This window comes from Desulfococcus sp., from assembly GCF_041737845.1.
Lineage (GTDB): Bacteria > Desulfobacterota > Desulfobacteria > Desulfobacterales > Desulfococcaceae > Desulfococcus.
In genome coordinates this window covers 1-19,466 of sequence record NZ_JBGSQX010000155.1, presented here as the reverse complement: position 1 = coordinate 19,466, position 19,466 = coordinate 1, and the positions used below count along the sequence as shown (strand labels likewise).

19 protein-coding genes and 1 tRNA gene are annotated in these 19,466 nt (G+C 60.2%); 16 read left to right on the top strand and 4 right to left on the bottom strand.

Annotated elements, in window-relative coordinates:
* Both ACEW8N_RS19355 and ACEW8N_RS19350 read right to left on the bottom strand, forming a co-directional pair.
* Positions 1 to 256, bottom strand: a 256-nt coding sequence (locus ACEW8N_RS19355) for a TrmO family methyltransferase (RefSeq protein ID WP_373501508.1), incomplete at its 3' end; no start/stop codon positions are given.
* A complete protein-coding gene (locus ACEW8N_RS19350; RefSeq protein ID WP_373501507.1) occupies positions 253 to 1,428 on the bottom strand; it encodes an MFS transporter in 1,176 nt (391 codons plus the stop codon). The genes ACEW8N_RS19355 and ACEW8N_RS19350, both read right to left, overlap by 4 nt.
* Before the next feature lie 312 nt (positions 1,429 to 1,740).
* Between ACEW8N_RS19350 and ACEW8N_RS19345 the strand changes: the two genes are divergently transcribed.
* The 16 genes from ACEW8N_RS19345 to dut all read left to right on the top strand — a co-directional run bounded on the left by ACEW8N_RS19345 (position 1,741) and on the right by dut (position 18,177).
* On the top strand, positions 1,741 to 2,055 hold the full coding sequence (locus ACEW8N_RS19345; protein ID WP_373501506.1) for an Hsp20/alpha crystallin family protein: 315 nt from the start codon (positions 1,741 to 1,743) through the stop codon (positions 2,053 to 2,055).
* Positions 2,056 to 2,147: 92 nt separating this feature from the next.
* Positions 2,148 to 4,502 carry an endopeptidase La gene (gene lon / locus ACEW8N_RS19340; protein WP_373501505.1) on the top strand — a complete coding sequence of 785 codons (2,355 nt, stop codon included), beginning with the start codon at positions 2,148 to 2,150 and terminating at the stop codon, positions 4,500 to 4,502.
* Between the two features lie 15 nt (positions 4,503 to 4,517).
* Positions 4,518 to 5,324, top strand: coding sequence for a septal ring lytic transglycosylase RlpA family protein (locus ACEW8N_RS19335; protein ID WP_373501504.1), 807 nt, complete (start codon positions 4,518 to 4,520; stop codon positions 5,322 to 5,324).
* A 41-nt stretch (positions 5,325 to 5,365) separates the two neighbouring features.
* Positions 5,366 to 5,920, top strand: coding sequence for a D-glycero-alpha-D-manno-heptose-1,7-bisphosphate 7-phosphatase (locus ACEW8N_RS19330; protein ID WP_373501503.1), 555 nt, complete (start codon positions 5,366 to 5,368; stop codon positions 5,918 to 5,920).
* 36 nt (positions 5,921 to 5,956) lie between these two features.
* Positions 5,957 to 6,032 (top strand) — tRNA-Gly (locus tag ACEW8N_RS19325).
* A gap of 328 nt (positions 6,033 to 6,360) precedes the next feature.
* Complete coding sequence (rimP, locus tag ACEW8N_RS19320; protein ID WP_373501502.1) at positions 6,361 to 6,858, top strand: ribosome maturation factor RimP; 498 nt, start codon at positions 6,361 to 6,363, stop codon at positions 6,856 to 6,858.
* Positions 6,845 to 8,284 carry a transcription termination factor NusA gene (nusA, locus tag ACEW8N_RS19315; protein ID WP_373501501.1) on the top strand — a complete coding sequence of 480 codons (1,440 nt, stop codon included), beginning with the start codon at positions 6,845 to 6,847 and terminating at the stop codon, positions 8,282 to 8,284. The genes rimP and nusA overlap by 14 nt, the downstream gene beginning before the upstream one ends.
* Before the next feature lie 97 nt (positions 8,285 to 8,381).
* Positions 8,382 to 11,225: a translation initiation factor IF-2 gene (infB, locus tag ACEW8N_RS19310; RefSeq protein ID WP_373501500.1), complete on the top strand. Its 2,844-nt coding sequence runs from the start codon at positions 8,382 to 8,384 to the stop codon at positions 11,223 to 11,225.
* A 75-nt stretch (positions 11,226 to 11,300) separates the two neighbouring features.
* Positions 11,301 to 11,594 carry a DUF503 domain-containing protein gene (locus ACEW8N_RS19305; protein ID WP_373501499.1) on the top strand — a complete coding sequence of 98 codons (294 nt, stop codon included), beginning with the start codon at positions 11,301 to 11,303 and terminating at the stop codon, positions 11,592 to 11,594.
* Positions 11,591 to 11,971, top strand: coding sequence for a 30S ribosome-binding factor RbfA (rbfA, locus tag ACEW8N_RS19300; RefSeq protein WP_373501498.1), 381 nt, complete (start codon positions 11,591 to 11,593; stop codon positions 11,969 to 11,971). Before ACEW8N_RS19305 ends, rbfA begins: the two co-directional genes overlap by 4 nt.
* Positions 11,958 to 12,926: a bifunctional oligoribonuclease/PAP phosphatase NrnA gene (locus ACEW8N_RS19295; RefSeq protein WP_373501497.1), complete on the top strand. Its 969-nt coding sequence runs from the start codon at positions 11,958 to 11,960 to the stop codon at positions 12,924 to 12,926. Before rbfA ends, ACEW8N_RS19295 begins: the two co-directional genes overlap by 14 nt.
* Complete coding sequence (gene truB / locus ACEW8N_RS19290; protein WP_373501496.1) at positions 12,914 to 13,819, top strand: tRNA pseudouridine(55) synthase TruB; 906 nt, start codon at positions 12,914 to 12,916, stop codon at positions 13,817 to 13,819. The genes ACEW8N_RS19295 and truB overlap by 13 nt, the downstream gene beginning before the upstream one ends.
* An 85-nt stretch (positions 13,820 to 13,904) precedes the next feature.
* On the top strand, positions 13,905 to 14,174 hold the full coding sequence (gene rpsO, locus ACEW8N_RS19285) for a 30S ribosomal protein S15 (RefSeq protein WP_373501495.1): 270 nt from the start codon (positions 13,905 to 13,907) through the stop codon (positions 14,172 to 14,174).
* 196 nt (positions 14,175 to 14,370) lie between these two features.
* On the top strand, positions 14,371 to 16,464 hold the full coding sequence (gene pnp / locus ACEW8N_RS19280; protein WP_373501494.1) for a polyribonucleotide nucleotidyltransferase: 2,094 nt from the start codon (positions 14,371 to 14,373) through the stop codon (positions 16,462 to 16,464).
* Entirely contained in the window at positions 16,454 to 17,719 is a 1,266-nt protein-coding gene (locus ACEW8N_RS19275; protein WP_373501493.1) for a M16 family metallopeptidase, read from the top strand. The genes pnp and ACEW8N_RS19275 overlap by 11 nt, the downstream gene beginning before the upstream one ends.
* 2 nt (positions 17,720 to 17,721) lie before the next feature.
* Positions 17,722 to 18,177, top strand: a complete 456-nt coding sequence (dut, locus tag ACEW8N_RS19270; RefSeq protein WP_373501492.1) for a dUTP diphosphatase — start codon at positions 17,722 to 17,724, stop codon at positions 18,175 to 18,177.
* Here dut and ACEW8N_RS19265 read toward each other — a convergent pair.
* Entirely contained in the window at positions 18,174 to 18,974 is an 801-nt protein-coding gene (locus ACEW8N_RS19265) for a polysaccharide deacetylase family protein (RefSeq protein WP_373501491.1), read from the bottom strand. The two genes, dut and ACEW8N_RS19265, sit on opposite strands and share 4 nt — an antisense overlap.
* Positions 18,975 to 19,001: 27 nt before the next feature.
* A partial coding sequence (locus ACEW8N_RS19260) for a glycosyltransferase (protein ID WP_373501490.1) occupies positions 19,002 to 19,466 on the bottom strand: 465 nt, incomplete at its 5' end.

The window sequence follows — 19,466 nt, the reverse complement described above, 5'->3', positions numbered from 1 at the left end:
CCGCGCGCCGGTTGCCCCCGAGCCGCGGCGGGCGGACCGTGGGCCGCCACCCCTTCCCGATGCTGCCGTGGAACACGAAGACAAGCCAGACGTGGGAAAACCGCTCCAGGCCGCGGAATGCCGCTTCCCGGTCGAAAGGGGGCAGGATCTCCAAAGTGGCCCGGGCCTCGGGCATGAGGCCTGCCTGCCTGGGGATGCCGAATTTTTCCTTGAAGGGGGAACGGATGATGCCGATGGGGTCGAAGCAGTAGGTCACAGCGTCCGTCCTTCCGGCGGCTCCGGGCGGAGGGCCGGGACCCAGATCCAGAGGAACAGAACCCCGCCCGCCCCTGCGATCAGCGCGCTCATCATGAACAGGAAAAACGGGCCCAGTGCGTCATAGAGCCAGCCGCTCAGGAAATAGCCGATCATCATGCCCAGCCCGTAAGTCACGGCGTTGTTCACCGCCTGACCCAGCGTCTTGGACCCTTCGGGCGTGAGGCGGTCGATATAAAGCAGCCCCGCGACGTGAAAAGCGGCGTAGGTCATGGCGTGGAGGGCCTGAGCTGCCAGGATCGCCGCGGATGACCGCGCCTGAAACAGGACGGCCCACCTCAGGACCGCCGCGGCCAGGGAGACGAGCAGGATGTTTTCCAGGGAGAAGCGCCGGAAGATTCGGTCTGAGTTGAACATGACGAAAATCTCGGCCGCGGAGGCCAGTGCCCAGGCCGTGCCGATGAAGGTTTTTCCGTATCCCAGCGCTTCCAGATGGATGGAAAAGAACCCGTAATACGCCCCGTGGCTGACCAGCATCAGAAAGGCGCTTCCCAGAAAGATCAGGGTGTTGCGCTGAAAAAGGAACCCCGCATCCACCCCCTTGCCGAGAACGCGGCGGCGCTCCGTCCGGGGGACCATCCCGGAAAAAACCGCCTGGATCAGGGAGCCCCCCAGGATCAGCATCACGATGACATCGATCGAGGTGGCGTCGATCAGCCCGCCCATCAGGATCACGACGGCGATGAACGCCGAGGTCCCCCAGGCCCGGATCCGGCCGTAGCGTTTTTTTTCCCCGCCCAGCACATCCATGGTGAACGCCTCCATGAAGGAGATGATGGGGGAGAAGAATATCCCGTAGACCAGGGTCACCCAGAACATGGACGCAAAATCTTGCCGGAAGAGATAAAACGACCAGACCCCGACCGCGGCGAAGTTGCAGAGGATATAGATGGGACGCCTCGCCTGGTACCGGTCTGCGACGATGCCCCACGCGATGGGAAAAACGATCATCGCAAGGGAGCGCAGCGCCGAGAGGGCGCCGATTTCAACGCCGCTGAACCCCAGGTGAAAGCAGTAGAGGTTGAAGTAGGGCAGATACATGCCCAGCACCCCGAAATAGAGGAAATACTGCCCCCCCATGACCCGGCGGCCCTTTTCCGGTGATCGCTCCATGGCCGCTCTCTTATGGCAAATACGGGCAAAACACAATGCCTTGTTTTCGGGCGCCGGGACCGCGAAGCCGTCGGCTGTCCGCGGTATTTTTCTTTACAGGGACCCGGCTTGATGTTATTTTGCCAGGATAAGTGCTTCAAATAAAATGAGGATATCAGCATTTGAAACGGGGGTTTGATTATGGACTATATTAAAATTCGCTTTGGCAATGATTTAGATCAGTTAAGCTCAGAGTTCAAAAAAAACATCGAAGAGATGTTCCGATCCATGAGTCCACGGTTCACTTGCACGGAATGCACCTGGACGCCTCCGATGGATATCTACGAGACACCCGAGGAAATCGTCGTTCTCGCCGAAATCGCCGGGGTCAAAAAAGAAGACCTGGATATTGAAATCAACTCCAAAGCCGTAAAGATCATCGGCAAACGGCTTGAAACGCCCCGTGTGAAAAACGCGACCTACCGGCTCGCGGAAATCCAGTGCGGCAGGTTCGAGCGCATTCTTTTTCTGCCGGTCCCCATCGACGCCGAAAAGGTCACTGCGGAATACAACGAGGGCATTCTTCACATCAAACTGGCGAAACAGCCGCTGGAAAAACCCCATAAAATCGCAATTTCAGATGAATGACGGCATTCCCGCGCGGAACACCGTTGGCACGAGCGGCATTGTCAAAAAACATCAACTCTTGAGCGAAATCAACAGAGTTTCGGAGGTCCTTCATGACACAACAACCGCAGCCTCAGCAGAACTTTGATCCTGATAATCTACCGGAAACCCTTTCCATCCTGCCTTTGTTCGATGCGGCCCTTTTTCCGAAAATGGTTTTGCCCCTGATGGTCATGCAGGGGGAATCCGTCCAACTCGTCGACGAAGCCATGGCCAACAGCCGAATCATCGGGCTGGTGGTTGCCAAGAAGCCCATCAAGCAGGATTCCAACCCGCGGGAGGAGCTGGAAAAGATCGGCACCAGCGCCTTGATCCTCAAAATGGCCAAGACCGACGACAACCGGGCGCAGCTCCTGGTGCAGGGCATCAGCCGGTTCAAGATCAAAGACTACATCGAAGGAAAGCCCTACCTCCAGGCCGCCATCAGCCATATCACGGAAGAGGAGAAAAAAGACAAGGAGGTGGAAGCGCTCATGTCGAATGTGCTGGACATCTTCACCAAGATTGTCCAGCTCTCCCCCGGGCTGCCCCCCGAGCTGATCAACATGGCCAAATCGATCCAGGAGGCCGGGGTCCTGGCCGACATGATCTCCTCCACCATCAATTCCACCCTCGAGGAAAAACAGAAAATCCTGGAAACCACGGATGTCAAGAAGCGCCTCAAGGAGGTCACCCGGCTGGTGAATTACCAGCTCGAAATCCTTGAGCTGGGGAACAAGATTCAATCCCAGGTGAAAGGGGATATGGACAAGCGGCAGCGGGAATACTACCTCAGAGAGCAGCTCAAGGCCATCCGCGAAGAGCTGGGCGATACGGACGAGACGACCGTCGAGGTGGAGGATTACCGCGCCAAAATCGAGGCCAAAAACCTTCCGGAGGTGGCGAAGAAGGAGGCCGAGCGGGAGCTGAACCGCCTCTCCCGGATGCATCCATCCTCGTCGGAATACACCGTCGCCTCCACCTATCTGGACTGGATCACCTCGCTGCCCTGGCATACCAGCACCGAGGACAACCTCGACATCGTCGCGGCCAGGAAAATCCTGGACGACGACCACTACGGCCTGAAAAAAGTCAAGAAGCGCATCATCGAATACCTGGCCGTCCGCAAGCTCAACCCTGAGTCCAAAAGCCCGATCCTCTGTTTCGTGGGGCCTCCGGGCACGGGAAAGACCTCCCTGGGCCATTCCATCGCCCGGGCCATCGGCCGCAAATTCATCCGGCTCTCCCTGGGCGGCGTCCGGGACGAAGCGGAAATCCGCGGCCACCGGCGGACCTATGTCGGGGCCCTGCCCGGACGGATCATCCAGGGAATCCGGCGGGCGGAGTCCAACAACCCCATCTTCATGCTCGACGAGATCGACAAGGTCGGCAGCGACTTCCGCGGGGACCCCTCCTCGGCCCTCCTCGAGGTGCTGGACCCCGAACAGAATTTTTCCTTTTCCGACCATTACCTGGATGTGCCCTTCGATCTCTCCCGGGTGATGTTCATCACCACCGCCAATATGCTGGACACCATTCCGCCCCCGCTGCGGGACCGCATGGAAGTCCTGCAGCTCCTGGGCTACACCGAGGATGAAAAGATCAAGATCGCCACCCGCTACCTGATCCCCCGGCAGCGGAAGGCCCACGGGCTGTCGGGAGAACAGATCGCCATCACCACCGGCGCCATCAAGCTGATCATCAACGGCTATACCCGCGAGGCGGGCCTGCGGAACCTGGAGCGGGAGATCGCCAGCATCTGCCGGGGGGTCGCCGCCAAAATCGCCATGGCGGAGACCGAATCCGTCTCCGTCAAAAACGCGGAGGTCGCCGAATATCTCGGACCGGTGCGCTTCACCTCGGAAAGCAAATCCCGCCTTCAGACGCCGGGCGTCGCCATGGGAATGGCCTGGACCCCCTTCGGCGGAGACCTGCTGTTCATCGAGGCGACGGCCATGCCGGGCAAAAAGGGGCTGATCCTGACCGGCCAGCTCGGGGACGTGATGAAAGAATCCGCGACGGCGGCATTGAGCTTTATCCGCGCCAACGCCAAAAAGCTCAAGATCCCCGATGGCTTCTTCGAAGAACACGACATCCATATCCACATCCCGGCGGGCGCCATTCCCAAGGACGGGCCGTCGGCGGGGGTCACGATGCTCACCGCCCTGACATCGCTCATCACGAACACCCCCATCCAGAAAGACCTGTCCATGACCGGCGAAATCACCCTGAGGGGTCAGGTCCTGCCGGTCGGGGGCGTCAAAGAGAAGGTCCTGGCCGCCCACCGGGCCAAGATCAAATCCATCATCCTCCCCAAGGAGAATGAGCGGGATCTGGAGGATATCCCCCAGAAGGTCCGGGACGAGATCCATTTCCATTTTGTCGATAGAATGCAGCAGGTCCTCAACATCGCATTGGAAAAACCCTGACATCGGAGAGGAGAGATGAAGAGACGAATGAACCTGCGGCCGATGCCTTCCGTGTGCGCCATCATCGGCCTGGTTGTCATCGGCGCCCTGACCGGGTGCGCCACATCGTCAAAGTCGCCGGCGGTGAAACGGGAAAGCGATACCGGACGGATCGCCGCCGCCAAAAAGGCCCCCGCCACCCAGCGGCCTTACAAGATCAACGGCATATGGTATTATCCGCTGGCCAGTGCCCATGGATACCGCCAACAGGGGATCGCGTCGTGGTACGGCAAGGACTTTCACGGGAAAAAGACCTCCTGCGGCGAAACCTACAACATGTATGGCATCTCGGCGGCCCATAAAACCCTTCCCATGGGGACCCACGTCGAGGTTCGGAACATGGAAAACGGCAACGCCATCCGGCTCACCATCAACGACCGGGGGCCCTTTGTGGCCGGCCGAATCATCGACCTGTCCTACGCGGCCGCCCAGAAAATCGGCGTGGCCCGGCCCGGGACCGCGCGGGTGGTGGTGACGGCCATCGGCACCTCCGCGCCGCGGCGGACGCCCCACCGGTATGACACCCTTCCCGACGAGCTGGACCGGGGGAATTTCTCCATCCAGGTGGGGGCCTTCGGGGACCGGGACAAAGCCATGAAGCTGGCGCAGGCGCTGAACCAGACCTACAAAGACGCCCAGGTCCTTCCGACTTACTCTCCCCGGAACCAGCAGACGCTGTACCGGGTGGTGGTGGGGAAATGCACCTCCCTCAAGACAGCCGAAACCTATGAAAACGCGCTGAAATCCAGGGGGTTCCGCGACGCCTTTGCCATCGCGCAATGACACGGCCGCCCATCAGGGTCGTTTTTCTCGATCGGGACGGGGTGATCAATGTCGATTCGCCCGACTACATCAAGAGCTGGTCGGAGGTCCGCTTCATTCCGGGGAGCCTGTCGGCGATCAAAGCGCTGAATGATGCGGGGTATACGGTCCTGATCGTCACCAACCAGTCCGCCGTCCATCGGAGGTTGATCCCCGTGGAGGAACTGGACCGGATCCACCGCAGGATGCAGCGGGCCGCCATGGCCAGGGGCGGCCGAATCGCAGAGGTGTTTATCTGCCCTCACCTGCCCGACGAAGGGTGCGCGTGCCGAAAACCCAGGCCGGGACTGATCCGCGCAGCCCAGGAAAGGTACGACATCGACATGGAAAACAGCGTCCTGGTGGGCGACAGCGCCAAGGACATTGAGTGCGCCAGACTCTCCGGATGCGGGCATGCCGTTCTCGTCGAGACGGGAAACGGCAAAGCAGCCATGGCCGAATTGATCCAAAAGGGCATTTATCCGGAAAAGACCGCCCAGGACCTGGCCGCCGCCGCCGACTGGATCGTCTCCATGAGCCGGGGTCAGGAAAGAAAAAAAAGCCGTAAAAATTATTGACAAAGGCAACGCGTTGCTATAGTTTAACGTCCTTGAGCGGGCATAGCTCAGTTGGTAGAGTACAAGCTTCCCAAGCTTGGTGTCGCGAGTTCGAATCTCGTTGCCCGCTCCAGCTTTATGTCCGCCTTTCGGTTGGATACAGGTAGACCACGAATGATTCATCAAGCAGTCTATCGGCATCATTTCTTATGGTTATTCGAGCTTCGGTTCGCTTTGGGTGCGGTTCTGCCCAAGCCTAAGACTTAAGCCTAAAACTTAAGCAAGAACGGCAAGCTATCGATAACATCCACTGAGAAGCAGGGTCTATAACCACTAAAACGGGCGGAAGCCCGTTTTTTTATTGTAAAAAAACGGCGGGTATCCTTGAGGCGATGACACGGGAAAGAAGGAAAAAGGCAACGGAAACGCCGGTCCACGGACATTCTGGGGACACCGCGGCGATGCCGGACGAAAAAGAACGCAGAATCATCGCGCGGGTGTATGAGCTTGGCGAGCCCCTGTGTGAAGCCGACGGCATGGAACTGGTCTGCGTCGAATATCAGCGGGAGCCCCACGGGCGGGTGCTTCGCCTGTATCTCGACAAGCCCGGAGGCGTCACCCTGGGCGACTGCGCGTCCTTCAGTCGTCAGATCGGCGACCTGTTGGACGTGGCCCTTGACGAGGCCGGGGCCTACAGCCTGGAGGTCTCCTCTCCCGGGCCGAACCGGCCGTTGGGGAAAAAAAGGGATTTTGTCAGATATCAGGGAAATTCGGTGGAAATCAGGACCTCTCAGGCATTGGGCGGGAGGAAAAAGTTCAAAGGCATCCTGGAAGGCATGTCGGAGGATACGGTGCATCTGCGGATGAACAACACGGCCCTGGCCATTCCCTACGCACTGATCGTTCGAGCGCGGCTCGTCAATTATACGGAGAAAACGGATGTTAATGTCAGACATTAAGCGCGTCATTGAACAGGTAAGCCGGGATAAGGGCATCGATACGGACGTTCTTGTCAAAACGCTTGAAGAGGCCCTGAAATCTGCCGCCAAGAAAAAATTCGGGAACAAGATCGATATCGAGGTCAAGTACAACCGCGATTCGGGTGAAATTGAGGTCTTTCAGTTCAGGGAGGTTGTGGAGGATGTCATCGACGCCGACATGCAGATCAGCCTGGAGGCGGGGCTTCAACTCGATCCCGAATGTGAAATCGGCGACTGTCTGGGCTCCAAGATGGATACGGAAAACTTCGGCAGGATCGCCGCCCAGTCCGCCAAGCAGGTGATCATCCAGAAGATCAAGGATGCGGAGCGGGACGCGATCTACGCCAATTTCATCAACCGCAAGGGAGAGATCATCAACGGCATCGTTCAACGCCTGGACCGGGGCCAGATCATCGTCAATCTCGGCCAGACCGAGGCGGTTCTGCCGGCCCGCGAGCAGGTCCCCAGGGAGGCCTACCGCCGGGGGGATCGGATCCGGGCATACATCATGGACGTCCGAAACGACACCCATGGGTCCCAGATTGTTCTGTCCAGGACTCATCCGGAGTTCCTGGTGAGCCTGTTCAGGACGGAGGTGCCCGAGATCAGCGAAGGCATTGTCTCCATCATGGGGGCCGCGCGCGAACCCGGGAGCCGGGGGAAGATCGCCGTATCGTCCAACGATTCGGATATCGATCCCATCGGCGCCTGCGTCGGCATGAAGGGCAGCCGCGTTCAGAATGTGGTGCAGGAGCTTCGGGGGGAGAAGATCGATATCATTTCATGGCATGTGGACCCCGCCAAATTCGTCTGCAATGCCCTGGCGCCCGCCGAGATCTCACGGGTCATCATCGACGAGGAAAATCGGACCATGGAGGTCATTGTTCCCGACGAATTTCTATCCGTGGCCATCGGCAAGAAAGGGCAGAATGTCCGCCTGGCTTCAAAGCTCACCAAATGGCGCCTGGACGTGAAAAGCGAATCCCGGTACAGCAAGGCGATGAAGGACGGCTACAACTCCCTGATCTCGCTTCCCGGTGTCGGCATCAGTCTGGCGGATGCCCTGTATGAAAACGGGTTCTTCTCCGCCGAGGAGATCGGAAAAAGCGCCGCTGAGGACCTCCTCAGGGTGCGGGGAATCACCGAAGCGGAGGCACAGAACCTGATCGAGGCGGCAAAGGCCTATGTTGAAGAGGCGGCGGCCCGCGCCCAATCCGAGGAAGACCCCGCCGGGGATCCCGACGACGCGGAACCCCAAGCGGTTTCCGGCGAACCCGACGGGCCTGCGGACAGCGCCGATCCAGTTCCGACCGACATGCCGAGACCGGAAGACGCCGCCCCGCCGGACGACGGGGGACCTTTCAATTCCGCGCCGGATTCATCCGAATCCGAAGACAGGGAGTAGCGTTCTCGGGAAAATGGAAATAGACTCATAACACAGGTGCATTTCGTTATGGAATGATTCTAAGGTGCATGGAATTTTTAAAAGGTAAGGGGGATGGATGGCGAAGATCAGAGTATATGAACTTGCCAGGGAATTGAATCTGAAGAACAAGGCGCTGCTTGAGAAATTGAGCGAAATGGGCATCGTTGTCAGCAGCCATATGAGTTCCCTGGAAGAAGAGGCGGTCACGCGGATAAAGGCATACGTTCGTGACAAGAAACCCGGGACAATGGAACGCAAACGCGTGCAGCCGACGGTCATTCGACGACGGAGAAGGCCGGAAGCCGACGAACAGACGCCCAGGGAAGCCGAATCGCATGCGGATGACGGCCAAGCCCCCGAAGCCGTTGCGCCCCCTGCCGCGGCAACGCCCGAACCCGTCCATGAAGAAACCATCGAGGCCGTCGCCATCCAGAAAGAATCGGAAGCCGTTCCCCCCATAACGGATGCAGAACCCCCAGCCTACGCCCCGAAGGCGGAAGCGGACCTCCCCGCACCGGAAGCCCGCGCCGTGGAAGCCGAAACCGACGCTGCAGCCGCTGAACCGGCGGTGGACACCCCTCCCCCCCCAGGGGTATCCCTGAAGAAAGAGGCGCCGGAAGCACCTGAATTCGAAGAAACCGCCCTCCCCGAAATCGACGAAGCCATCGCGGCGCCGGAAGTCGAAGCCGATCGGCCGGCCCCCGAGTTGTCGGACGAGACGGATACCTCAGACGGGGCGGAAACGGATCTGGACCCAAAGTCTAAAAAGAAGAAAAAGAAGAAAAAGAAGAAAAAGGACGCTACGGACATGCCTGCGAAAATCATCAGTCTGCCGGCAAAAGCAGAGGAGGAGCCTCCGGGTCCGAATCAAGTTGATGATCTTCCGCAGCAGCAGGCGCCGGACATTCCAGTGCCCGCCGCGCCGCCGACGGAAAAATTCACACCGAAAGTGGTGGAAAAAGAGGCCGCTGCCACAGACGATGAGGGCGACAAGAAGAAAAAGAAGGAAAACCGCTGGGCGAAAAAGAAGATCACCTTCAACAAGAAAGAGGTGATCGAAGGCGATGCCCTCTACGCCAAGACCAAGGGCAAAAAAGGCAAAAAAGGGGCCAAAGCCAAACCCGTTCCGCAGCAGAAAACCCAGATCACAACGCCCAAGGCGATCAAGCGCCGGATCAAGATCGACGAGACCATCATTCTCTCCGACCTGGCCAAACGAATGGGCATCAAGGCCAATGAGATGATCAAGAAGTTGATGATGCTGGGCGTGATGGTGACCGTCAATCAGACCATCGATTTCGAAACAGCCGCCCTGGTGGCGTCGGAATTCGAGTACGAGGTCGAAAAAGCCCGGTTCGAGGAGGACACGGTCCTGAACCTCGACATGGAAGACGATCCCGAAAAGCGCGTGGGACGGTCGCCGGTCGTCACGATCATGGGCCATGTCGATCACGGCAAGACCTCGCTTCTGGACGTCATCCGAAAAACGCGGATCACCGAGATCGAGGCCGGGGGCATCACCCAGCACATCGGCGCATATAATGTGGCAACCGAGCGGGGCCAGATCACCTTCCTGGACACACCGGGCCACGAGGCGTTCACCTCCATGCGGGCCCGCGGGGCCATGGTCACGGATATCGTCGTCCTGGTTGTGGCTGCCGATGACGGGGTCATGCCCCAGACCATCGAGGCCATCAACCACTCCCGCGCGGCAGGCGTACCCATCATCGTCGCCATCAACAAAATGGACAAGCCCGGCGCGGATCCGGACAGGGTCCTCCGGGAACTGGCGGACCAAGGACTCACCTCCGAGGATTGGGGGGGCGACACCATTTTCGTCAGGGTCTCCGCAAAACAGAACCAGGGCATCGATGAACTCCTGGAAATGATCCTCCTCCAGGCGGAGGTCCTCGAACTGAAGGCCAATCCGGACAAACACGCCAAGGGCTATGTCGTGGAATCCAAACTCGATTCCGGCAGGGGCCCCGTGGCGACCATTCTGATCCAGGAAGGCACCCTCCGCGCGGGAGACCCCATCGTCTGCGGCATCCATTACGGAAAGATCCGGGCGATGCTCAACGACAGGGGCGTCCAGGTGGATGAGGCGGGCCCCGCCATACCGGTGGAAATTCTGGGGCTCTCGGGCGTCCCCAACGCCGGTGACGAGATGCTCGTGCTGGAAGATGACAAGAGCGCCAAACAGGTCAGCGAGCACCGCCTCCAGAAACACCGGGCGCTGGAACTCGCCAAGACCAGCCGGGTCAGCTTGGAGAAGCTCTTCGAGAAGATGCAGGAAGGCGAGGTCAAGGACCTCAACGTCATCCTGAAGGCGGACGTCCACGGTTCCATCGAGGCGCTCAGCGAGTCTTTAACCAAACTTTCCAACGAAGAGGTAACGATCCGGATCATCCACGCGGCCACCGGCACCGTTTCAGAATCGGATATTTCCCTTGCCGCCGTCTCCAATGCCATCATCATCGGGTTCAACGTCCGCCCGAGCGCCAAGGTTCAGACCATGGCGCAGGAAGAGCATGTGGATATGCGGTTTTACAACATCATTTACAACGTCATCAAGGACGTCAAGGACGCCATCGTCGGCATGATGGAATCCAAGTTCGAGGAGCGGGTCCTCGGGCTGGCCGAGACGCGCGAGGTCTTCCACGTGCCCAAGGTCGGGACCATCGCCGGCTGCTACGTCACCAGCGGGACCATCAAGCGGGGCCAGCGGATACGCCTGGTCCGGGACGGCGTCATCATCCATGAGGGCAAGATCGCCTCTCTCAGGCGCTTCAAGGATGATGCCAAGGAAGTCCAGAGCGGTTACGAGTGCGGCATCGGCATCGAGGGGTACAACGACCTCAAGGTCGGCGATATCATCGAGTGCTTCTACCTCGAGGAAATTAAACCGGAGCTTCAATAAGGGGATTCCCGGCGCTGCAGCATCAAACGGAGGGTAATTCCGGCGAAAGGCCCGCCTTGACGGACGGATGGACGGATGGATATGGTTGTAGGCATCGGCATCATCACATTCAGGATTCATGACTGCCGCTCCCTGAAGGGCAAAAGGCAGATCGTGAAAGCCATCATCGCCCGAATACGGAACCAGTTCAATGCCTCGGTTGCGGAAATCGGCGCGAACGACGTCTATCATCAAGCGGAGATCGGCATCTCCCTGGTTGGAAACGATCGACAGATGATCAATTCGAAGCTGGACAAGATTTTCAACCTGGCCGATTCCCTGGGATTGGCGGAAATGATCGATACGGAATTGGAGATCATCAACATATGAAGCCGTTTTCACGCGCGGACAGGGTCGGTGAGCTGATCCAGCAGGTGCTGGCCGAAAATCTGAACAAAAGCATCAAAGACCCCAGGCTGGCCATGGCGACCATCACCGGCGTCAAAATGTCCAAAGACCTCAAGGTCGCCAGGATATATTTCGCCATTTCCGGCGGGAAGGAAAAGATCGACAGCGCCCTGCTCGGATTCAGGAGCGCCATGGGCTATATCAAACGGCTGCTTGCCGGTGAAATGGACCTGCGGTACATGCCCGAACTCAAGTTCTTCTACGATGAATCCTTTGATTACGGTGCACGCATCGAGTCCCTGCTCAAATCCCTCAATACCGAAGATGGAAAAAATCATACGCCAGTTGAGACAGAGTGATCATTTTTTATTGGTTTCCCACGTCAACCCGGACGGCGATGCCATAGCGTCCCTCATTGCCATGGCCCTGGCCCTGGAGAAATGGGGGAAACGGACGACGATGTACAACGAGAGTCCGATACCGGCCGTCTACCGGTTTCTTCCGGCGGTGGACCGCATCGTCCGGCGCATCGAAACGCCGTCAGCCTACGATGCCGTGGTGATCCTGGATTGCAGCAATATCGAACGGATCGGCAGGCTGTCGGCCGATTTCGGCCAGTTCTCCCTCACCGTCAACATCGATCACCATCTGACCAATACCGGGTATGGGGACTTTTGCCATGTCGACACGGCCGCATGCAGCACGGCGGAGATCGTCTACCGCATGATCCAGATGATCGGCATCGCCCTGGACCGGGAGATCGCCACGGCGATCTACACCGGGATTCTGACGGATACCGGCTCCTTCCGGTTTGCCAACACCAACCGCACCGCGTTCTCGATCTGCCTGGACCTGATGGAAAACGGCGTGGATCCCTATACCGTCGCCCAGCATGTTTACGGCACCTACTCCATCGGACGAATCAAGCTGCTCAACCTGGCCCTGGATTCCATTGAAATCACGGAGGACGGCAAGCTTTCCTTCATGATGCTGACCCGCGAAATGCTTGAGGAGACCGGGACCCAGCCCGAAGACGTGGACGGCATGATCAATTATGCCAAGAGCATCAAGGACGTGAAGGTCGCCGTGCTCATCCAGGAGCTCTTCAGAAGCGATACGGAACGCGACAAGAACCGTTTCTATGTCAGCCTGCGCTCGGATGGAAGCGTCGACGTGGCGGCCCTGGCCTCGTCTTTCGGCGGCGGCGGCCACCACCGCGCCGCCGGATTCAGCGCCGAAACCTCCCTCGCGGACCTCAAGGGCGGCATCCTGGCGTGGATCGACAACTCCGAGCGGGGAATATGCAGAAATTGACCAGCGGCATCCTCGTCGTCGACAAGCCCGAGGGGATCACCTCCGCCGGCGTCGTCGCCCTTGTCAAGCGGCGGATCCATGCCGACAAAGTCGGGCACTGCGGCACCCTCGACCCCTTTGCGTCGGGGGTCCTCGTCTGCTGCATCAACCAGGCCACCCGCATCTCCCGGTTTTTCCTCCACGGAGACAAGAGCTACGAGGCGGTGCTGCGCCTGGGCGTTGAAACCGACACCCAGGATGTGACCGGGAAGATTGTTTCGGCATCCCCGGTCACCGTCACCGAGGATGCGATCCGATCCGCGTTCGATACCCTGGTCGGCCCGGTGCGGCAGCAGCCGCCGGTCTACTCCGCCCTCAAGCACGAGGGGGTCCCCCTGTACAAGCTGGCGCGGTCGGGCCGTCCGATGCAGAAGCCGGCCCGGGATATCGTCATCCATCGCCTCTCCGTGCTGGCCGTCGATCTTCCGGACGTCCATTTTGGAGTGACCTGCTCGGGCGGCACCTATGTCAGGACCCTGGCCGCCGACCTGGGCCGGATGCTGGGATGCGGCGCCCACCTGCGAAAGCTTGTCAGGACCGCCAGCGGGCCGTTCACCCTGGCACAGGCGGCGGCCCTTGCGGAAATCGCGTCCCTGGACGGGCCCCCTGCGGAAATGGGTCGGATGATCGAAATGAACGAGGCGCTGGCGTTCATTCCGAAACAGACCGCCGACCCCCGGACGGCCGAGAAAGTCCGCCACGGGATGCCCCTCACCGAGAGCGACATCCGACGCCCCGAGCCGGATGGCGGATCGGACTGGCTCCGGGTCGTGGATCCGGACGACCGCCTGATTGCGATCCTGGCGGTTAAAAAAGAAAATTCCGGCTACAATTATTGTTGTGTTTTTAATTAGAACATGAATAGTAAGGGCAGATCTATTATTATTTTTATCATCACTTTTTCGATGGTACATCATGAATCACAGGAGGCAAAAAGAATTGATACTCACGACTGAACAAAAAAAGGACTTGATTGACCAATATAAACTGCATGACAGCGACACCGGTTCGCCCGAGGTTCAGATCGGACTGCTCACCCACCGGATCTCCTATCTTACGGAACACCTGAAGATCCACAAAAAAGACCACCATTCCAGAAGGGGGCTTCTGATGCTGGTCGGCCAGCGCCGGCGCCTGCTGAACTACGTGAAGAACAAGGATGTTGCGCGGTATCGGGAAATCATCGAACGACTGGGATTGCGCCGATAAGAATTTCGGCCGCCGGTTCGCCGACCGAACGCACCCCCCACGCACCAAAAAGATGCGCCTGAGTGCCGGCTTGGGTCCCATATCCCTTTCCGACGTCGTTTTCGCCGTCAGGGCATGGATTCGTCATCACCATCGGCATGACTGTGCGGCTTACCGCCCCGAAAAGGCTTGAGGCCGCTTTTTTTTAGGAGAGTTTATGGAATTGACATTGACAGCAGATCTCGGGGGACTCCCCTTGAGCATCCAGACCGGCAAGGTCGCCAAGCAGGCGTCCGGCGCGGTTGTGGTTCAATACGGAGAAACGGTCGTCCTCGTGAGCGCCGTTTCTTCCTACGATACCAGGATCGGAGCCGATTTTTTACCCCTGACGGTCGAATATCAGGAAAAAATATACGCGGCCGGCCGCATCCCGGGCAATTATATGAGACGCGAGGTCGGAAGGCCCAGTGAGAAGGAGACCCTCACCGCCCGGTTGATCGACCGCCCCATTCGGCCGCTCTTTCCCAAGGATTATTACAGCGAAATTCAGGTCATTGCCACGGTCCTGTCCATGGATCAGGAAAATGACCCCGACACGCTCGCCCTGATCGGGGCATCGGCCGCCCTGCAGCTATCGGACATCCCCTTTGCAGGCCCCATCGCCATGGTCCGCGTGGGCAGAATTGGCGGTGAGTTCGTCGTCAACCCCAATATCAGCCAGCAGGCGGAAAGCGACATCAACATCATGGTCGCGGGGTCCAAAACCGGCGTGGTGATGGTGGAGGGCGGCGGTGAAATGGTGAGCGAGCAGGATATGCTGGAGGCCATCTTCTTCGGCCACGCCGCCATGCAGCCCGTGATTGAGATTCAGGAGAAGCTTACGGAGGCCGTGGGCAAGCCCAAGCGGCCGCATGAACCCGCGGCCAAGGACCCGGAGCTGATCGAAAAGATCGAAGCCCTGGCGGCGCCCCGGATCCGGGAAGCGGTGCTGATTCCTGAGAAAATCGAACGGTACACCGCCCTGCGGGAGCTTCGGGCCCAGATTCTGGAGGAGCTTGGCGAGGCATATGCCGATCGCAAGGGTGAGGTTTACGAAGCCCTGCATGACCGCCAGAGAATCCTCTGCAGAAATCTCATCTTGAAGGAAGGGCGCCGGATCGACGGCAGAAGGTTCGACGAGATCCGCCCCATCACCTGCGAGGTGGGCATCCTTCCGCGCCCCCACGGCAGCGCCCTCTTCACCCGCGGGGAGACCCAGGTGCTCGGGGTCCTGACCATCGGTTCCGGCCAGGATGAACAGCGGGTGGAAACCTTATACGGCGACGATCCCCAGCGGTTCATGCTCCATTACAATTTCCCGCCCTTTTCCGTGGGCGAGGTCAAGCGGATGGGCGGCCCCAGCCGCCGGGACATCGGCCACGGGGGCCTCTCGAAGCGTGCCCTCGAGCGCGTCCTGCCGAAGCCGGAGGAATTCGATTACACCATCCGCATCGTATCCGAAGTCCTGGAATCCAACGGATCGTCCTCCATGGGGACCGTCTGTTCGGGCACCCTGGCGCTGATGGACGGCGGCGTCCCCATTTCGTCGCCGGTGTCGGGAATCGCCATGGGGCTGGTCAAGGAAGGCGACCAGGTGGCGATCCTGTCCGACATCCTGGGGGATGAAGACCACACCGGCGATATGGATTTCAAGGTCGCCGGCACCCGGGACGGCATCACCGCACTCCAGATGGACATCAAGATCCTCGAACTCTCTAAGGCGATCATGGAAAAGGCCCTGGCCCAGGCCCGTGACGGCCGCATCTTCATCCTGGACAAAATGCTCCAGGCCCTCAAGGAGCCCCGGAAAGAGATCTCCCCCTATGCCCCGAAGATGATCACGATCAAGATCAACCCCGACAAGATCCGGGAAATCATCGGCCCAGGCGGCAAGGTCATCCGGGCGATTCAGAGCGAGACCAACACCAAGATCGAAATCGAAGACTCCGGCCTGGTCAAGATCGCCGCGACCACCCAGAAGGAGGGCGAGGCGGCCCTGCAGCGGATCAGCGAGATCACCGCCGAACCGGAGGTGGGGGCCATCTACGAGGGCACCGTCGTCAAGACCATGGACTTCGGCGCCTTTGTCCAGATCTTCCCGGGGACCGACGGCCTCGTCCACATCTCCCAGCTTGCCCGTGACCGGGTCAAGAAGGTGACGGACGTGGTCAACGAAGGCGATACCCTCCGCGTGAAAATACTGGAGATCAACCGGGACGGCAAGATCCGCCTGAGCCACAAGGCGGTCCTGGAAGAGGAAGATGGTTCTTAACAAAACCACCCTGGCCAACGGCATCCGCATCCTGACCCAGACCCTCCCCCATTACCGGTCGGTATCCATGGGGGTTTGGGTCAATGTCGGGGCGAGGGACGAAACGGCGGACGAGAGCGGGCTCTCCCATTTCATCGAGCACATGATCTTCAAGGGAACCCGCAGGCGGACCGCCTTCCAGATCGCCAAGGAATTCGACGCCATCGGCGGGTACACCAACGCCTATACCACGCCGGAGACGACCTGCTACCATGCCAAGGTCATGGATGCCCATATCGAAACCATGGTGGACATCCTGTCGGATATCTTCCTGAACTCGGTTTTCGACGACGACGAGATGGAGCGGGAGCGGCTGGTGATCGCCCAGGAGATCGGGATGATCGAAGACAGCCCCGAGGAGTATGTTCATGTTCTATCGGAGACCGCGTTCTGGGGAGATCACCCCCTTGGCAGGCCCATCAGCGGCAGCCGTGAAAACGTGCTGCGAATCGATGCCGACGCCCTGAAGCGTTTTTTCCTTCGCCTTTACCAGCCCGAGCGGATCGTCGTCTCCGCCGCGGGCAGCGTCGACCACGATCGGCTGGTGGCGATCCTGGAGCCGAAATTCGGGGCCGTTGAAAAGGGGAACGGCTTTCCCGAGCGGCAGACGACCCGGGGCCGCTCCGGCCTGTTTGTTCACCCCAGGGACCTGGGCCAGCTCCACATCTGCCTGGGAACCGGCGGGCTCTCCATCACCGACCCCCGCCGCTACGCCGCGTCCCTGCTCAGCACCGTTCTGGGGGGAAACATGAGTTCCCGCCTTTTCCAGAAAATCCGCGAGCAGCGAGGCCTTGCCTACAGCGTTTACTCTTTCTTCTCCTCCTATGTCGACACCGGCATGTCGGGCATCTATCTCGGCACCGATCCGGAAAACGGCCCTGAAGCGGTGGCGCTGATCATAGACGAACTGAACGCCTTCAAGGAGACCCCCGTCGATCCCGGCGAACTGTCGGATGCCAAGGAATACACCAGGAGCAACCTGATCATGGCGACCGAGAGCGTGGACAACCAGATGGTCCGGATCGCCCAGAACGAGATCCATTTCGGAGAAGACCTCCCGCTTCCGGAGATCATCTCCCATGTGGACAAGGTGACCTGCGAGGATATCATGACGCTGTCACGGGAAATCTTTCGCCCCGATCCCCTGGCGCTGACCCTCCTGGGCCCCGTCCCGGACCAGACGCCCTACGAAAACCTGGCGGGGGTCACCGCCTGAAGATGCTGCCCGTGCTTCAATTCCGCCGGGTCCGGCCCCGGCAGGACGCGGATATTCCCCTGCCCCGCTACATGACCCCCGGATCGTCGGGCATGGACATCTCGGCCGCCGTCGCGGAGGAGGTGACCGTCCGTCCGGGCGACATCGCCCTGATCCCCACGGGGTTCGCCGTCGCCGTGCCCGAGGGATTCGAGGCCCAGATCCGCCCCAGGAGCGGCCTGGCCGCCCGCCACGGCATCGGCCTCATCAATTCTCCGGGAACCATCGACGCCGATTACCGGGGCGAGGTGATGCTCCCGGTCATCAACCTGGGGAAAGCCCCCTACGCCATCCGCCGGGGCGACCGCATCGCCCAGATGGTGATCCACCGGATCTGCCGGATGGAGACCGAACTGGTCGAATCCCTCGAGGAGACCGGTCGGGGCACCGGCGGATTCGGGCATACCGGCTACCGTTAGGCGCCTTGCCGGGCCAGGGCGAGCTGCCCCAGATGGACCCGCCCCAGCTCCGGGAAGCCCGAGATCATCTCGAGCAACAGCGCCAGAAACGCAAACGCCCCGTCGTTCATCCGCTGGTGGTGAATCATCACCCCGCAGCACCCGCAGGCAATCCCCCTTCGGATCTCCGAAAACAGTCCATCCCACCCCTCCTCGGGCCGGGTTTCCTTCCGGGTGTGGAGATCCACGTTTACCGGGAAATCGGGGAGACCCGGCGGCGGGGTCGGCTCCGCGCCCGCACTTCTTGAGATGAAAGAAAACCCCGCTTCCCGGAGGCAGGCCAGGGTTTCCATGCCGCACCGGTTCCAGGGCGGCGTGAACCCCGGAAAGAAAACATCGCCCATGACCCCCTGAAGGCGCGCTTTGCCGAGATGGATGTCCCGGGCGATCCGCCCGGGGCCGAGACGGTCGTCGAACTCCTGGTTCTTGCCGGTGACCGCGTGGCTGACGTGCCGCCACCCATGCTGGTGCCAGCACCACAGCCCCCGCCCGCCCCCGCCCATGGCCTGAACGGCCCGCCAGCGGTCCGGCGTCAGCCATGCCGGGACGACCGCCAGGGCAAGGGGCGTCTGATGGCGCCTGAACAGGGCCATGAGACGCGCAAAGCTTTTTCCGGGGACCCCGATATCGTCCGCCCGAAAAAAGATCGCAGGCGACGCACTCCGGCACGCTGAAAGGCCTTCGGCCACGGAGCGGTGCAGCCTTTCCCGAAGCCGGTCCGGCCTGGACTGCCAAACGGCGGACGGTTGCGTATTCATGACGACTCTCCTTCCGGGGTCAGTCCCTCACAGGTTCATCCACTCCGCCAGCCAGCGCGCGCTGGCTTGGGCGCCCTCGAGGTCGAGGGGCGGCCGCCTTCGGGCCGCATCCCGGCCGTCCCTCCCGGCAAGACAGGCGGCCATGAGATCTGCAAGCCGCCGGGGTGCCAGGTCCCCGTCCGTCAGTACCCGGACGGCGCCCAGGCCGGCCAGGCGCTCGGCCCGAAGGCGCTGCTCACGGTTCTGGGAAAAAGGCCACAGCAGGGCCGGGCACCCGGCCGCCATCACGTTCATGCAGGTGTTGTATCCGGCCATGCTGACCGAAAGATCGGCCGCCGCCAAAAACGAAAGGAAATCTGCCGTAAAGGTCGACACGCGAATGCGTTCTCCGGAAAAGCCTGCAATCTTCCCCGCCCAGTCCGCAGGCATGAACGGCCCGGTAAAGATTTCGAGCCGGCCCTTGCCCGCCACCCGGCCAAAGGCCGCCGCCGC

What these genes read in the sequence shown, in the direction of transcription:
- ACEW8N_RS19350 (WP_373501507.1), bottom strand. Translation starts at nt 1,428, where the DNA reads ATGGAGCGATCACCGGAAAAGGGCCGCCGGGTCATGGGGGGGCAGTAT.
- ACEW8N_RS19345 (WP_373501506.1), top strand. Translation starts at nt 1,741, where the DNA reads ATGGATATCTACGAGACACCCGAGGAAATCGTCGTTCTCGCCGAAATC.
- lon (WP_373501505.1), top strand. Translation starts at nt 2,148, where the DNA reads ATGACACAACAACCGCAGCCTCAGCAGAACTTTGATCCTGATAATCTA.
- ACEW8N_RS19335 (WP_373501504.1), top strand. Translation starts at nt 4,518, where the DNA reads ATGAAGAGACGAATGAACCTGCGGCCGATGCCTTCCGTGTGCGCCATC.
- rimP (WP_373501502.1), top strand. Translation starts at nt 6,361, where the DNA reads ATGCCGGACGAAAAAGAACGCAGAATCATCGCGCGGGTGTATGAGCTT.
- nusA (WP_373501501.1), top strand. Translation starts at nt 6,845, where the DNA reads ATGTCAGACATTAAGCGCGTCATTGAACAGGTAAGCCGGGATAAGGGC.
- infB (WP_373501500.1), top strand. Translation starts at nt 8,382, where the DNA reads ATGGCGAAGATCAGAGTATATGAACTTGCCAGGGAATTGAATCTGAAG.
- ACEW8N_RS19305 (WP_373501499.1), top strand. Translation starts at nt 11,301, where the DNA reads ATGGATATGGTTGTAGGCATCGGCATCATCACATTCAGGATTCATGAC.
- rbfA (WP_373501498.1), top strand. Translation starts at nt 11,591, where the DNA reads ATGAAGCCGTTTTCACGCGCGGACAGGGTCGGTGAGCTGATCCAGCAG.
- truB (WP_373501496.1), top strand. Translation starts at nt 12,914, where the DNA reads ATGCAGAAATTGACCAGCGGCATCCTCGTCGTCGACAAGCCCGAGGGG.
- pnp (WP_373501494.1), top strand. Translation starts at nt 14,371, where the DNA reads ATGGAATTGACATTGACAGCAGATCTCGGGGGACTCCCCTTGAGCATC.
- ACEW8N_RS19275 (WP_373501493.1), top strand. Translation starts at nt 16,454, where the DNA reads ATGGTTCTTAACAAAACCACCCTGGCCAACGGCATCCGCATCCTGACC.
- dut (WP_373501492.1), top strand. Translation starts at nt 17,722, where the DNA reads ATGCTGCCCGTGCTTCAATTCCGCCGGGTCCGGCCCCGGCAGGACGCG.
- ACEW8N_RS19265 (WP_373501491.1), bottom strand. Translation starts at nt 18,974, where the DNA reads ATGAATACGCAACCGTCCGCCGTTTGGCAGTCCAGGCCGGACCGGCTT.